Here is a 15,628-nt window from a genome sequence, read left to right as displayed (position 1 = left end):
AACGCTTCTAAATGAGTTTGAAGACTGGAGCAACCGGCTACGGGGACGCAGCCGGGGAAAAGCTCAGCCAGGGTTGCGGAGCATTTCAGCAGGCCGCGAGGGCGAACTCGGCCGGCTGGGCCGTCTCGTCGTTCGCCGCCACAGTGTGGTTGTGCGGGCAGCCGGAGCAGCAGGACGTGGCACAGGTGCCAAGCGCTTCGTCGATAATGGTCTTGATCGTCCGAGCGCAGCGGCCGCATTCGGCGCTACAGCCGAGACACCCATAGACCTGCTTGGCATGGCGCACAGCGTCGTCGGACTCGGCGACGGCGGCGCGGATGTCGTCATCGCTCAGCACGTTACAGGAACAAACGATCATGGAAGCGGCAGGCCCTTTGGTGATGCGCCATCATCGATATTTAAGGGGCCGGCCGGATGCAAAAGGAAAAAGCGGAATTTGAAGCTATTCCAAACTAGCCCGGAAACAGCCTAGAACGGCTCTAAAATAGGGCCTTGCACTGGATCAAGATTGCGGCGGACCTAGTCGCCCCCACCGCCTCCACCATCGCCGCCGCCCCCGCAATCTCCGCCACTACTGCCGCTATCGCTGCTGGAACAGCTGCCGCCGTCGGTCGCGCAGCCGGAACTATCGCTGGAAAACCAACTCCCAAACGAGAAGCCGTCGCTCGTGCCGGTGGCGGTGTCGCCGCCGCCATTGACGCTGGCCCCGGCGCGGGAGCCGCGCTGGCCGCGGTTCTGGAGATGGGTAATCCAGCCGTAGCCGATCGCGAAGACGATCCCGGCAGCGATCAATGCATTTATCATCGCGTTACCCATCGTCGCCCTCCCCTGGCTGGGCTGCGGTCCCTACCGATTGGTCGCCCCGGCAAAGGTGCCGTTCATTGATCATTCAAACGAAGTATGGAACTTTACCCTCAAAGAGTTCCCGCGTGTTTGCTCGAAAGGTCAGCCAATGAAGAAGTCGCTCCTGGCAATTGCTGCCGTCGCCGCTGTGGCCCTTAGCGCCATTACACCAGCCCAGGCGCAACGCGGCGTCGCCGCGGGTGTGGCAGCCGGAATCATCGGCGGCGCCATTGTCGGTGGGGCGCTGGCCTCTCCGTATTATTACGGGCCAGGCCCTGGCCCGGGCTACGCATATGGTCCCGGATATGGCGCCGGCTACTATCCGCCGCGCTACTATGCGCCGGGCCCGGGCTACGTCGCGGACGACTATTACGGCAACGGCTGCGTCTGGCAGAAGCAGCGCTTCTGGGACGGTTATGCCTGGCGCGTCCGCCGCGCCAGAGTCTGTGGCTGAAGTCGCCCCAAGCCGGCTCATTCCAGATGCGCCGTCCATTTAGGGGCCTGAAAAAGACCGCTTTTTCTCGTCACAGCTCCGTGTGCGTTTACCGCGGATTGACCATTTGCGCGCTTCCTAGCTGCAAGGCCAATTCCATCAGAGTCTGCGTGAACCTTTGAACCCCGGGCGCTCCTAACAAGGAGCATCCATCTCTCAGGAGAGCCAAGAGTATGAAGAAGACTTTAGTTGCCGCCCTCACGGTTGCGACGATCGCCGGTTCGCTGGTGACCGCCACGCCGTCCGCCCAGGCCCATGACGGGGTCGGCGTCGGCATCGCAGCCGGCCTGATCGGCGGCGCGATCGTCGGCGGCGCCATCGCATCGAGCCGTCCCGCCTATGGTGGACCGGTTTATGTGGCCGAGCCCGGCCCGCCGCCCCCGCCCTGCTACTGGCAGCGCCAGCGCTACTGGGATGGCTACGGCTGGACCGTCCGCCCGGTTCGCGTTTGCTACTGATCTGACCGCATGGCGTTCATGAGCGCCGCGATCGAAGCCCGGCCGAGCACCTCGGCCGGGCTTTTTTTCTTTTAGCCAGCCCTGCGCCTATCGCGCCGCCTGGATCGAGCGCAGCACCTCTTCGCTCGGCCAGCAATCGACCTTGAGGCCTGCCGACTTCTGGTAGGCGCCGAGCGCAGCGCGCGTCTGCATGCCCGCCTTGCCGTCGATCTTGTCCTTGTAGAGCCCGACGCGCGTGAGCCCCCGCTGCATCGCCTCGACGTCCTTGGTCCGCAATTGCTTCGAGGCAGACCATGGGGTCGCGAACGGTTGCGGGCTCGTCATGCGGTCGGCGAGATGTCCGACGAACAGCACGTAGAGGTCGGAAAAATTGTATTCCTTGATCACGAAGTAGTTCTTCGTGGTCAGGAAGGACGGGCCGTAGATGCCTTCAGGCTGCAGCAGGGAGGCCGGCTGTGCCTGCTCGGCGGCAGTGAGCTTTTGTCCACGCACCGGTACAAAGCCTTCGCGCAGCCATTGGCCGATCGGCTTCGTCACCTCGGGCACGCCGGCGGTGCAATCGACTTTGGCCGGTGCCTGCACCTCGTAGGCCCAGCGTACACCGCTCTGCCAGCCCTTGTTGACGAGCTGCTGCGCGGCGGAGGCCAGCGCATCCGGCACCGAGTGCCAGATGTCGATGCGGCCGTCGCGGTCGAAATCGACGCCATGCTTGTAATATTCGGACGGCAGGAATTGCGTGAGCCCGGTCGCACCGGCCCAGGACGAGCGCATGTCCTTGCGTGTCACTACGCCGTCACCGAGAATTTTCAGCGAGAGGATGAACTCGTTGCGATAGCTGTCCTTGCGGCGGCCGACATAGGCCTGCGTCGCCAGCACGCGGACGAGATCGTAAGGCAGCGTATAGCGGCCATAGTCGGTCTCGCGGCCCCAGATCGCCAGCATCACGGTAGCAGGCACGCCGGAGTTTTTCTCGATCTCGGTCAGCGCGGGGCGATATTTTTGCAGCAACCGCTGCCCCTCGCCCGCAAGCCGCGCGATCGAGGCTTCCCTGACATAGTCGGCCGGCACCTGCACGAACTCGGCCTGTGACGGCGCCCCCGTTGCGGGACGCCCCGGCAGGATCAGATCCGGCAGCTTGTAGTCCGGCTCGAGCCCGCGCGTCTCTCGCTCGAACGTCGCGCGCGACACGCCGGCGGCCTCCGCCTCCGGCCACAGCGAGGCGATGAACTGCGCGAAGGCGGCGTCGGCAGCGCCCGCGGGCGACAGGCCGCAGGTGATAGCGATCACCGCAGCTATCAGCACCCGCCGCATCATTTTGAGATCACCGCGTCAGCTTCTTGTACTTCACGCGGTGCGGGATGATGCTGTCCTGGCCGAGCCGGCGCATCTTGTCCTTCTCGTAGTCCTGGAAGTTGCCCTCGAACCATTCGACATGGCTGTCGCCTTCGAAGGCCAGGATGTGGGTCGCGATGCGGTCGAGGAACCAGCGATCATGGCTGATGATGACGGCGCAGCCGGCGAAATCCTCCAGCGCCTCTTCGAGCGCACGCAGGGTGTCGACGTCGAGGTCGTTGGTCGGCTCGTCGAGCAGCAGAACGTTGGCGCCGGATTTCAGCATTTTCGCAAGGTGCACGCGGTTGCGTTCACCGCCGGAGAGCGCGCCGACTTTCTTCTGCTGGTCGGCGCCCTTGAAGTTGAACGACGAACAATAGCCGCGTGAATTGACTTCCCTCTTGCCGAGCAGGATCAGCTCGTTGCCGCCGGAGATCTCCTCCCACACGTTCTTGCTGCCATCGAGCGCGTCGCGCGACTGGTCGACGTAACCAAGATGAACGCTCTCGCCGATCGTGATGGTGCCCTTGTCCGGCTCCTCCTGCTTGGTGATCATCCTGAACAGCGTGGTCTTGCCGGCGCCGTTGGCGCCGATCACGCCGACGATACCGCCGGGCGGCAGCTTGAAAGTGAGATCGTCGATCAGCATGCGATCGCCGAAACCTTTGCTGAGCCCTTCGAAGTCGACCACGTTCTGACCGAGTCGCTCGGCCACCGGAATCGTGATTTGCGCGGTCTGTGTCTGCTTTTCGCTCGCCTGTTTCAGCAGTTCGTCATAGCGCTGATAGCGCGCCTTGGACTTGGCCTGGCGGGCTTTCGGCGAGGACGCGATCCATTCCTGCTCTCGGGCCAGCGTCTTCTGATGCGCAGCGTCCTCGCGGCCCTCCTGCTCGAGCCGCTTCTGCTTCTGCTGCAGCCAGGACGAGTAATTGCCCTCGTAGGGAATGCCCTTGCCGCGATCGAGCTCGAGAATCCAGCTCGTGACGTTGTCGAGGAAGTAGCGGTCATGGGTGACGATCAGGATCGCGCCGGGATAGTTGCGCAGATGGCCTTCCAGCCACGACACCGACTCCGCGTCGAGATGGTTGGTCGGTTCGTCCAGCAGCAGAAGCTCGGGCTGGTCGAGCAGCAGCTTGCAGAGCGCGACGCGGCGGCGCTCACCGCCGGAGAGTTTCGACACGTCGGCATCGTCGGGCGGACAGCGCAGCGCGTCCATGGCCTGGTCGACCTTGCTGTCGAGATCCCAGAGGCCCTGGGCCTCGATCTCGTCCTGCAGCTTGGTCATCTCGTCGGCGGTCTCCTCGGAGTAGTTCATCGCCAGCTCGTTGTAGCGATCGAGGATGGCCTTCTGCTTGGCGACGCCCAGCATGACGTTCTCGCGCACGCTCAATGCCGGATCGAGATGCGGCTCCTGCTCGAGATAGCCGACGCGGGCGCCCTGGGCGACCCAGGCCTCGCCGTTGTACTCCTTGTCGAGGCCGGCCATGATTTTGAGCAGCGTCGACTTGCCCGAGCCATTGACACCGAGCACGCCGATCTTGGCGTCCGGGTAGAAGCTCAGATGGATGTTATCGAGCACCTTCCGGGTCGGGTAGCTCTTGGTCAGGCCCTGCATGAAATAGATGAACTGGCGCGCCATCGGTCCCGAAAACCTTCGATTTGAGGAAATTTGCTTGCCGCCGATGTAGCGATCCCGCCCCGAAAGGGCAATGTTTTCCCTCCGTTCACCACGGATGAATACGGGACGGACACCATCCCGCCGCCGATCCGGACAATTGAAACCATCTTTTAATAAATCAGGCCAAAGCTCGGTTTCGCGCGGAAACAGCGCCACCCGCTCAGAATGAAGGGGAGCACAGCGAGACAGCGTCATGGCCATGATCGAGACCAACTCCCTTCCCGTTCCGGCGGAAGCCGGCAGCGCCTCCGCATTTGCCTCGGAGATCAAGGGCTTCTGGAAGCGCTTCTTTGCCACCGCTTTCAACCCCTACCGGCCCGAACTGCATTACATGCGCGGCCCCGGCCCGGCCTGGCGCGCCAAGCACGGCATAAATGCGCCGTTCCGGCTCAAGCCCCGCGACCTCTGAGCCTTTATCACCTGTCGGATTTTTGAAGACGCGAACGGCTTGCGCACGGTCCTGATTGCGCGCAACCATGGCCTGGTTCCACCTCTCGCCATGGAAGAACGCTGATGACGCGGCTGCGCTGTGCAATTCTCGACGACTATTTCAACCTCGCCCTCGACGTCGCCGATTGGCAAAGCCTGTCCGACCGCATCGACGTCACCGTGTTCAGCCATCCCTTCGCCTCCGAGCAGGCCGCGGCGAGCGCGCTGGCTGATTTCGAGATCGTCTGCGCGATGCGCGAGCGCACCGCGTTCCCCAAGAGCCTGTTCGAAAGCCTGCCGAAGCTGAAGCTCCTGCTGACGTCAGGCATGCGCAACGCCTCGATCGACATGGAGGCCGCCAAGGCGCGGGGCGTCACGATCGGCGGCACGCAATATTCGCGCGATCCGACCGCGCCCCTCACCATGGGCCTGATCCTGGAACTGACCCGCGGCATCGGCCGCGAGAACGCGCGCATGCATGCGGGCGAGCCCTGGCAGGCCTTTGCCGGCGTCGAGATCGAGGGATTGACGCTCGGCGTCGTCGGGCTCGGCAAGCTCGGCAGCAAGATGGCTGATATCGCGAAGGCGTTCGGCATGAACGTGATCGCCTGGAGCCCGAACCTGACCCCGGAGAAGTGCAAGGATGCCGGCGTCGGCTACGCCACCAAGGAGGAGCTGTTCGCCAAGGCCGACATCGTCAGCATCCATGTGGTGCTGAGCGAGCGCTCGCGCGGGCTGGTCGGGGCTTCCGATCTCGCGCGGATGAAACCGACGGCCTTCCTCGTCAACACCGCGCGCGGGCCGATCGTGGACGAGCAGGCGCTGCTCGAGGCGTTGCAGCAGAAGAGGATTGCAGGCGCCGGCATCGACGTATTCTCGGTCGAGCCGCTGCCGACGGACCATTCCTTCCGCAAGCTCGACAACCTCGTGCTGACGCCGCACCTCGGCTACGCCACCGAGGACGGCTTGCGCATCCATTACGGCCAGATGGTCGAGGCGATCGACGCCTTCACCAAGGGCAGTGAGCTGCCGCGCAAGCTGGCGTGATGCCTCAGGCCGCCGAGCGCTGGCTGGTGGGCTGCCGTGCCGCATCGGCAAAGCCGTCGCGCCAGGAGGCATGCGCCGGCAGCCAACCGAGCTCGCGCTTGGCCTTGCCGTTGGAGGCTCCACGCACCTCCGTCATCATCGCAACCATATGCTCGCCCGCAAGCAGGCGCCCGAGCCAGGCGGGGATGTGACGCGGCGGCTTGGCACCGAGGAGTTCGGCCAGCGCGGGCAACCAATCCTTCACCGGCGCCGGATGATCGTCGACGATATTGTAGATGCTGCCGGTGCGTCCGCGTTCAAGCGCGGCGAGCGTGGCAGAGGCTGCATCTTCGGTGTGAATGAACGACCACGTGCCGCCGCCGTCACCGATTACCGGCACACGCCGGTGGCGCAGCTGGTCGATCATCGCCGGCGAGAGCGTGCCGGTGCCGGGTCCATAGAAGAATCCATAGCGTAGCACGATGCCCTCCGGCTTCGTCGAAGCGGTGACGATTCGCTCCAGATAGCGGATTGCCTCAAGCGTGCGTCGCAGCTCTCGCGGTGGATTCGAGTCGAGTTCATCGGTCTCGGTCTTGACCGTTCCCCCGGCGCGACTGAAGGTCCAGCCGCAGAAGCTTTGCGCGATGAAGCGCTTGGCGCCGGCCTCGCGCGCGGCGTTGAGCAGAATGTCGGTTCCGCGGGTGCGGAGCTCGTTGGTTCGCTTGAAAGCCCGATCGAAATGCCGGAGGTCCGTGGCGGCCGCGAGATCTGTCATCTGGTGGATGACGGCGTTGGGCTTTGCCGCAATCACCGCAGCGCGCATGCTGTCGGCATCGAGGCCGTCGGCAACGACCGTCTCCGCACCCAATCGCCGCACAAGGTCTGTTTTTGCCGCACTCCGTGTCGTGCCGATCACCGAATGACCCGCGGCGACCAGCGCCTGAACAAGATACTGACCGACCGCGCCGGTCGCGCCCGCAACAAAGATGCGCATCCTGTGCTCCTCAATTCGTTGCAATCCTCCCGGACGTAATCGAGGTGCGGAGCCGTTCAAGTATGCGCAAGTGAGACTTGCACGCATGCGTCAAATGATGACGGCGCGTGACCGAAGGCCACGCGCCGTCATCAGATCAATTCTTGCGAAGCCGATTCAGCGCACGGTGACGGGCGCGGGCAGCGGCGGCACCACTGTCAGCTGGGTGCCTCCGACCGGGCCGGCCTGCGCGGCCATTGGTGCGGGGCCGGCAGTGCCGGGCATGGGCGCGGCGGATGCGGTCGCCGTTCCCGGCGGCGGACCACCCGGCATCACGACCACGCGGGTGCCGACCTTGACGCGATCGAACAAGTCGGAGACGTCCTCGTTCAGCATGCCGATGCAGCCGGACGACACGAACTTGCCGATGGTCGAGGGCTGGTTGGTGCCGTGGATGCGGTAGACGGTCGAGCCGAGATACATCGCACGGGCGCCGAGCGGATTGCCGGGACCGCCGGCCATGAAACGCGGCAGATAGGGCTGGCGCTCGATCATCTCGGTCGGCGGATGCCAATCCGGCCACTCGGCCTTGCGAGTGATCTTCTGCACGCCGGTCCAGGTGAAGCCGTCGCGGCCGACGCGGACGCCGTAGCGGATCGCACGGCCATTGCCCAGCACGTAATAGAGATAGGTGTTCGGGGTATCGACGATGAGTGTTCCGGCCGGCTCCTTGGTCGCCAGCGAGACCTCCTGGCGGCGCAGGTTCTGCGGCAGCTGCGCCGGAGCAGCGTCAGGCTGCTCCTCGGGCGGCAGCGACGCGATCACCATCGGCCGGCCGTCGGCACCAACGGGCGGCTGCCCGGCCTGGACCGTTCCGGTCGCGGCGGGACCACCGACCGCCTCGGGCGGACGCAGGCCGTCACTGCCGGGCGCCTGAGTCGGACGATCGGCGTAGATCACCGCGGGCGGGCCGGCAGGGCGGCCGTAGCGCGGGTCGTCGGGCGACGTCACGGGACCCTGCGGTGGCGCGGCCGAGTAGACGGGGGCACCTGCGGGACGGCCATAACGGGGATCATCGGGCGACATCACCGGACCCTGCGGCGGCGCGGCGGAATACACCGGGGGAGCGCCGGGCGGACGGCCGTAACGCGGATCCGGACCGGGCGGCGGCAGCGCTGCCTGCGGCATCGCGTCATCTTCATCGTCGAGCGCGTCGAAACTCGGCGCGCGGTCGCCGGGCCGATATTCGGCCGGCGGCCCGCCATAGCTCGGCGCCTGCTGGACCGGATAGCTCTGGGCCTGTGCGAGCGAGGTTCCCGCCGCAGCGACTGTTGCGGCAGCGCATATCGTCAGAAAATGTTTGATCATCATCGCTCTTGTATAGTCCCCGGGCCCCGTCCGGACCGTTAACGGCCAGATGACGGAAGATAGCGGCACATTCAAGACATTACAGGCGGATTTGTGCCTGATTTGCCGATTTGTGATCCGCAAGACTACCGTTGCCTCCTTGCATCATGGGGCGAAAATCAGCCCACGCCCGAGATCGCCGGAGTCGCCGGCTCCGTTTTTTACGGAACGGCGCGGAATCGTTGCGGTATGTTCGAATCAGCCTGATTCGCCTCCGCTTTGAGCTTCGATCCCCGCGTGGCGAACGCGGCAAGCAGTACCGTCACCGCGTTCAGATGGCTCATGGGCCCTGGCCACTTCACCGCCGGGGCGGAAATTCGCAATCCCTCGATGCTTCCCGGCTTTCGCTTCCTGTTTGCCGCGATCCTGCTGTCAGCCTCCATCCTGGTATTCGGCCTGGGCGCCGCCGCGCTGCTGCGGGCGAGCCACGAGCAGTATGTCAGCAACCCCTCCTGGCGGAACGGCCCGCAGGAGCAGGTGTTTGCACAAGCTCCCGAGCCGGCCCAGCCGGTGCTCGCGGTCCTCCGCGCCGAGCCGGAAGCGGCCACCGATCCGACGCCGTCGCTGCGCGATCAAGTCCCGACCATCGCACTGCCGATGAGCGAGCCCGAACAAGTGGTCGCGCTGACGACTGAGACCGACGGTCAGCCGCAGGTCGTTGCCCCTCCGGCTGACGTCCCGGCCGAACCGGCCAATGCGAAGACCAAGGCCGAGACGACGACGGACGCCGAGGTGCAGGCCTCAAGCAACACGCTTACTCCGGCCGACGCCAGCGCATCCATCGCCGAGGCCAAGCCCGTTTCGATCGCTCTCGCGAGCAAACCAACACCTGCCGCCCCCAGCGGAGCCTCGGCTTCGTCCAGGTTCGACATGGCGAGCGCGAAGTTCGCCGCATTGAACGACCCGGCGACCACGGCCTGGGAGGGTCCGCCGGCGAAGGCCAAGGCCGGCTCTAAGGCCGACAGCAGGTCGCCGGAGAGCAAGGCGACCAAGCCGCGGGCGCATCGCGTCAAGAAGCGCCGCCGCATTGTCTGGCGCGCGCCGCCGCCGGTTCAGCAACTCGATCCGTTCGGACAACCGCAACCCACGCTCGCCGCAACGACGACCGCGCGCGCACGTCAGTAGGGTTACGCCGGCCCGGTTGCGATCGGCGGTCCCTTTTCCTGGCCCCATTCCGACCATGAGCCATCGTAGAGCGCGGTGTCGGTGATGCCGAGGCGATAGAGCGCCAATGTCAGCACGCCGGCGGAGACCCCGGAGCCGCAGCTCGTCACGATCGGCGCATCGAGCCTGACGCCGGCGTTGGTAAAGGCAGCGCGGAGATCATCAAGCGGCTTCATCGTGCCGGTCGCGGCGTCGAACAGGAGATTGTAGGGCACGTTGCGCGCGCCCGGGATATGGCCGGAGCGGATGCCTGCGCGCGGCTCCGGCGCCCGGCCCTCGAACCGGTCGGCGGCGCGCGCGTCGATCACCTGCTCGGCACGGCTTTCGACGTTGGCGATCAATTGCTGCATGCTGCGCACGCGTTTTGAATCGTAGCTGGCCGTGAACGTCGCAGGCTTCGGCTTCGCCTCGCCACTCTCGACCGGACGCCCCTCGGCGCGCCACTTCTTCAGGCCGCCATTGAGGATGCGCACATTGCCGTGCCCGAAAGCCAGGAACATCCACCACGCGCGGGGAGCAGCGACCCAGCCGCCGGCATCATAGATCACGACGGTGTCGGCATTGGAGATGCCGAGATGACCGACGTCGCGGCCGAACTGCTCGGCACTCGGATACATGTGCGGCAGCGGGTTGGAATGGTCCGAGATCGCATCGACGTCGAAGAACACCGCGCCCGGCAGATGCGCGGCGAGATAATCGTCCTTCGGCAATGGCAGCACACCCGGCAGCTTGAAGCTGGCGTCGAGCACCTTGACGTTGGCGTCATTGATGTGGGCGGCGAGCCATTCGGTAGAGATGAGGGGATCGGTGGGCATGCGAGATCTTTCTATTATTCCGGGCGAGCGCAACGTGAGCGAGGTTGAAGCAGTGCGCATCCAACTCCGCTGTCATCGCCCGGCCAGTGCGCAATTGCGCACTAGGACCGGGCGATCCAGTATTCCAGAGGCGATTGTAATTGAGCCGAGAGGCCGCGGCGTACTGGATTCCCCGCTTTCGCGGGGAATGACGCCGGAGATTGGAGCGGCAGCGCAGCACCCTCACCCCTTCTTCTTCGGCTCCCACTGTTGGGTCGGCCCGCCGGCGTCGCGCCAGGCGGCGTAGCCGCCCGCGATGTGGGCGACGGGCTTGAGGCCCATGTCCTGCGCAGTCTTGGCGGCGAGCGCAGAGCGCAAGCCGCCGGCGCAATGGAAGACGAACTTCTTGTCCTCCTGGAACACCGGCTTGGCATAAGGGCTCTGCGGATCGATCCAGAATTCGAGCATGCCGCGGGTGCAGGCGAACGCGCCGGGGATGCGGCCGTCGCGCTCGATCTCGCGGGGATCGCGGATGTCGACGATGACGACGTCGCCGTTCTTGGAGATCTCGATGGCGTCTTTGGCGGTGAGCGTCTCGATCTCGGCATTGGCCTCGTCGATCAGCGCCTTGATGCCACGGGTGATGGTCTGGGGCACGTGGTTCTCCCTCTTGTAGTCATTCCCGGCGCGGAGCGCGAGCTAGTGCGTTAATTCCTTCATCGCACCTTCAAGTCCCTCGATCGTGATCGGATACATGCGGTTGGCGAAAATGCGTTTGATGATGGTGGTGGATTCCGAATAGTCCCAGTGCTTCTGTTGCACGGGGTTCAGCCACACCGAATGCGGATAGGTACGGATGATGCGGTCGAGCCAGACCGAGCCGGGCTCCTCGTTGACGTGCTCGACCGAGCCGCCGGGCACCATGATCTCGTAGGGCGACATCGAGGCGTCGCCGACGAACACGATCTTGTAATCGTGCGGGTATTTGTGCAGCACGTCCCAGGTCGGGGTGCGGTCGGTAAAGCGCCGCTTGTTCTGCTTCCACACGCCTTCATAGAGGCAATTGTGGAAGTAGAAATACTCCATGTGCTTGAACTCGCTCTTCGCCGCCGAGAACAACTCCTCGACCTGCTCGATATGCGCGTCCATCGAGCCGCCGATGTCGAAGAACACTAGCAGCTTCACCGCGTTGCGGCGCTCGGGCCGCATGTGCACGTCGAGATAGCCGTGATTGGCGGTCTCGCGGATGGTGGTGTCGAGATCGAGTTCATCCGGCGCGCCGGTGCGCGCGAATTTGCGCAGGCGGCGCAATGCCACCTTGATGTTGCGGATGCCGAGCTCGACATTGCCGTCCAGATCCTTGAACTCGCGCTTGTCCCACACCTTGACGGCGCGGTTGTTGCGGTTCTTGTCCTGGCCGATGCGAATGCCTTCGGGATTGTAACCATGAGCGCCGAACGGCGAGGTGCCGGCGGTGCCGATCCACTTCGAGCCGCCCTGATGACGGCCCTTCTGCTCCTCGAGACGCTTCTTCAGGGTCTCCATGAGCTTGTCCCAGCCCATGGCCTCGATCTGCTTCTTCTCTTCGTCGGTCAGGTATTTCTCGGCGAGCTTCTTCAGCCACTCCTCGGGGATCTCGGCCCCCTCCATGGCGTCGAGCAGGCTTTCCAGCCCCTTGAAGACGGTGCCGAAGACGCGGTCGAACTTGTCGAGGTTGCGCTCGTCCTTCACCAGGGAGGTGCGCGAGAGATAGTAGAAATTCTCGACCGAGTAGTCCGCGAGGTCGGCGTCGAGCGCCTCCATCAGCGTGAGGTATTCGCGCAGCGTCACGGGGACCTGCGCATCGCGCAGAGAAGTGAAGAATTGCAGGAACATGGGTGACAGATTGCCCTTTGGATTGTCGGCGTCAAGGGGCGCCTCGGAGACCCCACCCGACGAGCTCTGGGCAGGATTGTCCGCCAGGCGGGATTGGCGGAGCGATTGTGCTCGTCATCCTTTCGCTGATAAAACGGGTCTGAAAGCCTGACCGAACCAGGAACGGCCGCCACGCGCGGCCGTTCCGTTTGTTGGACCAGGGCCATGAAACTGGCAATTCCTGGGACGACGACCAACAAGGACGCGCGATGAAATTTACCGGCACCAAGGACTATGTTGCGACCGACGATCTCAAGGTCGCGGTCAATGCCTCGATCGTGCTGGAGCGCCCGCTGCTCATCAAGGGCGAGCCCGGCACCGGCAAGACGGTGCTGGCGGAGGAAGTGGCGAAGGCGCTGAACGCCCCGCTTCTGACCTGGCACATCAAGTCCACCACCAAGGCACAGCAAGGCCTCTATGAATACGACGCGGTATCGCGCCTTCGCGACAGCCAGCTTGGCGATGCCCGCGTGTCCGACATCAAGAACTACATCAAGCGCGGCAAGCTGTGGGATGCCTTCACCGCCGAGCAGCGCCCGGTGCTGCTGATCGACGAGATCGACAAGGCCGACATCGAATTCCCAAATGATCTCCTGCTTGAGCTCGACCGCATGGAATTCCACGTCTACGAGACCGGCGAGACGATCAAGGCCAAGCAGCGCCCGATCATGATGATCACCTCCAACAACGAGAAGGAGCTGCCGGACGCGTTCCTGCGCCGCTGCTTCTTCCACTACATCAAGTTCCCCGATGCCGACACCATGACCCGGATCGTCGACGTCCACTTCCCCGGCATCAAGAAGCGGCTGGTCGAGGAAGCCCTGCGCATCTTCTTCGAGGTCCGCGAAGTGCCCGGGTTGAAGAAGAAGCCCTCCACCTCAGAGCTTCTGGACTGGCTCAAACTGCTGCTCAACGAAGACATGAGCGTCGAGCAGTTGCGCGAGCGCGACCCGCGCAAGCTGATCCCACCACTGCACGGTGCGCTGCTCAAGAACGAGCAGGACGTGCATCTGTTCGAGCGATTGGCGTTCCTGAGCCGGAGGGAAGTGTAGGTTCGAGCGCACTCCGCTGCCGCCCCACCTTCTGGTGTCATTCCCCGCGAAGGCGGGGAATCCAGTACGCCGCGGCTTCTCGAATCAATCATAACCGCCTCTGGAATACTGGATCGCCAGGTCAAACCGGGCGATGACACCGAGAGTGTGGCGCACTCTCTCCACCTCGTCATTGCGAGCGCAGCGAAGCAATCCAGGCTGCCTCCGCGGAAAGATCCTGGATTGCATCGCTGCGCTCGCGATGACGGAGCAAGGGTGAGCATCGCCCTCTCCAACTCGCGCTTCAAATCGCGAGGGGCGACCAAGGTCGCGTGAGATGGGCCTCCGGCTCTGCAGCGCACAGCTGCACCGGACGATGCTTCGCATCGCCGGGGAAGCGCAGCGCTGCGTCCGGAGCACGAGACCTTGCTACGCCACCGCCGCATCCGGCACGCGCGCGGCTTCCATCGGCTTCTTGCCGCGGATCAAGTCCGAGGCGCGGTCGGCGATCATCATGGTTGAGGCATTGAGGTTCGCCGAGATCATGCGCGGCATCACGGAGGCATCGATGACGCGGAGACCTTGCAACCCGTGAACGCGGAGCTGATCGTCGACCACCGCCCAGGTGGAATCCGCCGGGCCCATGCGGCAGGTGCAGCCGGGGTGGAAGGTGGTGGTGCCGCGCTCGGTGGCGGCCGCCAAAAACTCGTCGTCGGTATTGACGTTGGGTCCGGGGAAATCCTCGTAGGCGTAATAGGGCGACAGCGGCGCGCTCTTCAAAAGCCTGCGCGCGAGCTTCATGCCGCCGACGATGACCCGGCGGTCGAGCTCGGCGTCAAGATAGTTGGTCTGGATGATCGGCGGCGCAAACGGATCTGCCGAGCGGATGCGGACATAGCCGCGGCTCTCGGGGCGCTGCTGCCAGGACGCCACCGTCATGCCGGGCTCGTCCTCGAGCTGGCCCTGCACGCCTTCCTTGTAGCTCGCCGGTGTGAAGGTGAGCTGGAGGTCGGAGCTCTCCGCACTCTCGCCGGAGTGCCAGAAGCAGTAGACCATGGTCGGCGACAGCGACAGCAGGCCTTTGCGCGCGGTCGCCCATTTCATCGCCTCGACCCAGAGACGCCAGCCGCGGCGGAGCTCGTTGATGGTCCTGATGTCCTTGACGCGCGCGACCGTGCGCGGGGCGTAGTGATCTTGCAGGCCTTCGCCGACCGGAAGCGCGTGACGCACGGCGATGCCGTGGGCCTGCAACAGATCCGGTGAGCCGATGCCGGACAACTGGAGCAGCTGCGGCGAATTATAGGTGCCGCCGGAGAGGATCACTTCCTTGTTGGCGCGGACCTCGACCGGCGTGCCGCCATGACCGCCCTTCATGTAGCGCACGCCGACGGCGCGCTTGCCCTCGAAGATGATCTCGGTCGCATGCGCGTGGGTGCGGACATGCACGTTCGGCCGCTTCATCGCGGGCTTGAGGAAAGCGGTGGCGCCGGAGACGCGCAAGCCCTTGTCGATGGTGCGCTGGCAATAGGAGACGCCTTCCTGGGTCTTGCCGTTGTAGTCGGGGTTGCGCGGAATGCCGAGGCTCACCGCGCCTTCCATGAAGGCTTCGCAAAGCGGATCGCGCCAGTTCATGGTGGTGACGGTGAGATTGCCTTCGCGGCCGCGATAAATGTCCTCGCCCTCGCCGACCCGCTTCTCCAGCCGCCGGAAGTAGGGCAGCACGTCGGCATAGCCCCAGCCGCGATTGCCCATCTGCGCCCAGGTGTCGAAATCCATGCGCTGGCCGCGGTTGTAGATGTGGCCGTTGATCGAGGACGAACCGCCGAGCGTCTTGCCGCGCGGCGCGTAGATGCTGCGGCCGCCGGTCCAGGGTCCGACCTCCTGCTGGTAGGCCCAGTTGATGCTCTTCATGTGGAAGGTCTTGATGAAGCCGGCCGGCAGATGGATGTAGGGATGCCAGTCGCTCGGGCCGGCCTCGAGCACGCAAACGCTGGTCGCAGGGTTTTCGCTCAGCCGGCTGGTGAGCACGCAACCGGCGGAGCCCGCGCCGACGATCACATAATCAAATCTGTCCATGGTGCCTCGG

16 protein-coding genes are annotated in these 15,628 nt (G+C 64.6%); 6 read left to right on the top strand and 10 right to left on the bottom strand.

Features of this window, described 5'->3' with window-relative positions:
• Positions 1–85: 85 nt before the first annotated feature.
• A complete protein-coding gene (locus IVB13_RS05505) occupies positions 86–358 on the bottom strand; it encodes a (2Fe-2S)-binding protein (RefSeq protein ID WP_026232673.1) in 273 nt (90 codons plus the stop codon).
• Positions 359–519: 161 nt separating this feature from the next.
• A complete protein-coding gene (locus IVB13_RS05500; RefSeq protein ID WP_143274228.1) occupies positions 520–816 on the bottom strand; it encodes a hypothetical protein in 297 nt (98 codons plus the stop codon).
• A 136-nt stretch (positions 817–952) separates the two neighbouring features.
• On the opposite strand from IVB13_RS05500, the gene IVB13_RS05495 reads away from it, so the two are divergent.
• Together IVB13_RS05495 and IVB13_RS05490 are read left to right on the top strand one after the other, a co-directional pair.
• Entirely contained in the window at positions 953–1,297 is a 345-nt protein-coding gene (locus IVB13_RS05495) for a hypothetical protein (protein WP_018454132.1), read from the top strand.
• 212 nt (positions 1,298–1,509) lie between these two features.
• Entirely contained in the window at positions 1,510–1,794 is a 285-nt protein-coding gene (locus IVB13_RS05490; protein ID WP_007613695.1) for a hypothetical protein, read from the top strand.
• Positions 1,795–1,881: 87 nt separating this feature from the next.
• Here the strand turns inward: IVB13_RS05490 and IVB13_RS05485 are convergent, their stop codons facing one another.
• Together IVB13_RS05485 and ettA are read right to left on the bottom strand one after the other, a co-directional pair.
• A complete protein-coding gene (locus IVB13_RS05485) occupies positions 1,882–3,108 on the bottom strand; it encodes a lytic murein transglycosylase (RefSeq protein WP_085351863.1) in 1,227 nt (408 codons plus the stop codon).
• Between the two features lie 7 nt (positions 3,109–3,115).
• Positions 3,116–4,765, bottom strand: coding sequence for an energy-dependent translational throttle protein EttA (gene ettA, locus IVB13_RS05480; RefSeq protein ID WP_018454130.1), 1,650 nt, complete (start codon positions 4,763–4,765; stop codon positions 3,116–3,118).
• A gap of 232 nt (positions 4,766–4,997) precedes the next feature.
• Here ettA and IVB13_RS05475 point away from each other — a divergent pair, with 232 nt between their 5' ends.
• Both IVB13_RS05475 and IVB13_RS05470 read left to right on the top strand, forming a co-directional pair.
• Positions 4,998–5,213, top strand: coding sequence for a hypothetical protein (locus IVB13_RS05475; protein ID WP_247488020.1), 216 nt, complete (start codon positions 4,998–5,000; stop codon positions 5,211–5,213).
• 104 nt (positions 5,214–5,317) lie between these two features.
• Entirely contained in the window at positions 5,318–6,280 is a 963-nt protein-coding gene (locus IVB13_RS05470; RefSeq protein ID WP_247294971.1) for a D-2-hydroxyacid dehydrogenase family protein, read from the top strand.
• A 4-nt stretch (positions 6,281–6,284) separates the two neighbouring features.
• Here the strand turns inward: IVB13_RS05470 and IVB13_RS05465 are convergent, their stop codons facing one another.
• Together IVB13_RS05465 and IVB13_RS05460 are read right to left on the bottom strand one after the other, a co-directional pair.
• Positions 6,285–7,253, bottom strand: coding sequence for an NAD-dependent epimerase/dehydratase family protein (locus tag IVB13_RS05465; protein ID WP_247361146.1), 969 nt, complete (start codon positions 7,251–7,253; stop codon positions 6,285–6,287).
• A gap of 156 nt (positions 7,254–7,409) precedes the next feature.
• The gene (locus tag IVB13_RS05460; protein ID WP_247294976.1) at positions 7,410–8,600 is read right to left on the bottom strand and encodes a L,D-transpeptidase family protein; all 1,191 of its coding nucleotides are present in this window, start codon (positions 8,598–8,600) and stop codon (positions 7,410–7,412) included.
• 321 nt (positions 8,601–8,921) lie between these two features.
• Here IVB13_RS05460 and IVB13_RS05455 point away from each other — a divergent pair, with 321 nt between their 5' ends.
• Positions 8,922–9,764 carry a hypothetical protein gene (locus IVB13_RS05455; protein WP_247488017.1) on the top strand — a complete coding sequence of 281 codons (843 nt, stop codon included), beginning with the start codon at positions 8,922–8,924 and terminating at the stop codon, positions 9,762–9,764.
• Between the two features lie 2 nt (positions 9,765–9,766).
• On the opposite strand, the gene sseA is transcribed toward IVB13_RS05455, so the two are convergent.
• From sseA to IVB13_RS05440, 3 genes are all read right to left on the bottom strand, one after another.
• The gene (gene sseA / locus IVB13_RS05450; protein ID WP_018454123.1) at positions 9,767–10,618 is read right to left on the bottom strand and encodes a 3-mercaptopyruvate sulfurtransferase; all 852 of its coding nucleotides are present in this window, start codon (positions 10,616–10,618) and stop codon (positions 9,767–9,769) included.
• 222 nt (positions 10,619–10,840) lie between these two features.
• Entirely contained in the window at positions 10,841–11,254 is a 414-nt protein-coding gene (locus IVB13_RS05445) for a rhodanese-like domain-containing protein (protein ID WP_018454122.1), read from the bottom strand.
• A 42-nt stretch (positions 11,255–11,296) separates the two neighbouring features.
• Entirely contained in the window at positions 11,297–12,472 is a 1,176-nt protein-coding gene (locus tag IVB13_RS05440) for a VWA domain-containing protein (RefSeq protein ID WP_018454121.1), read from the bottom strand.
• Positions 12,473–12,720: 248 nt separating this feature from the next.
• On the opposite strand from IVB13_RS05440, the gene IVB13_RS05435 reads away from it, so the two are divergent.
• Entirely contained in the window at positions 12,721–13,563 is an 843-nt protein-coding gene (locus tag IVB13_RS05435) for a MoxR family ATPase (protein WP_007600695.1), read from the top strand.
• 408 nt (positions 13,564–13,971) lie between these two features.
• Here the strand turns inward: IVB13_RS05435 and IVB13_RS05430 are convergent, their stop codons facing one another.
• Positions 13,972–15,618, bottom strand: a complete 1,647-nt coding sequence (locus IVB13_RS05430) for a GMC family oxidoreductase N-terminal domain-containing protein (RefSeq protein WP_018454119.1) — start codon at positions 15,616–15,618, stop codon at positions 13,972–13,974.
• Positions 15,619–15,628: the final 10 nt, after the last annotated feature.

The sequence above is a fragment of the Bradyrhizobium sp. 17 genome (genome assembly GCF_023073515.1).
Lineage (GTDB): Bacteria > Pseudomonadota > Alphaproteobacteria > Rhizobiales > Xanthobacteraceae > Bradyrhizobium > Bradyrhizobium canariense_D.
This window is presented reverse-complemented; position numbering and strand designations above follow the sequence as displayed.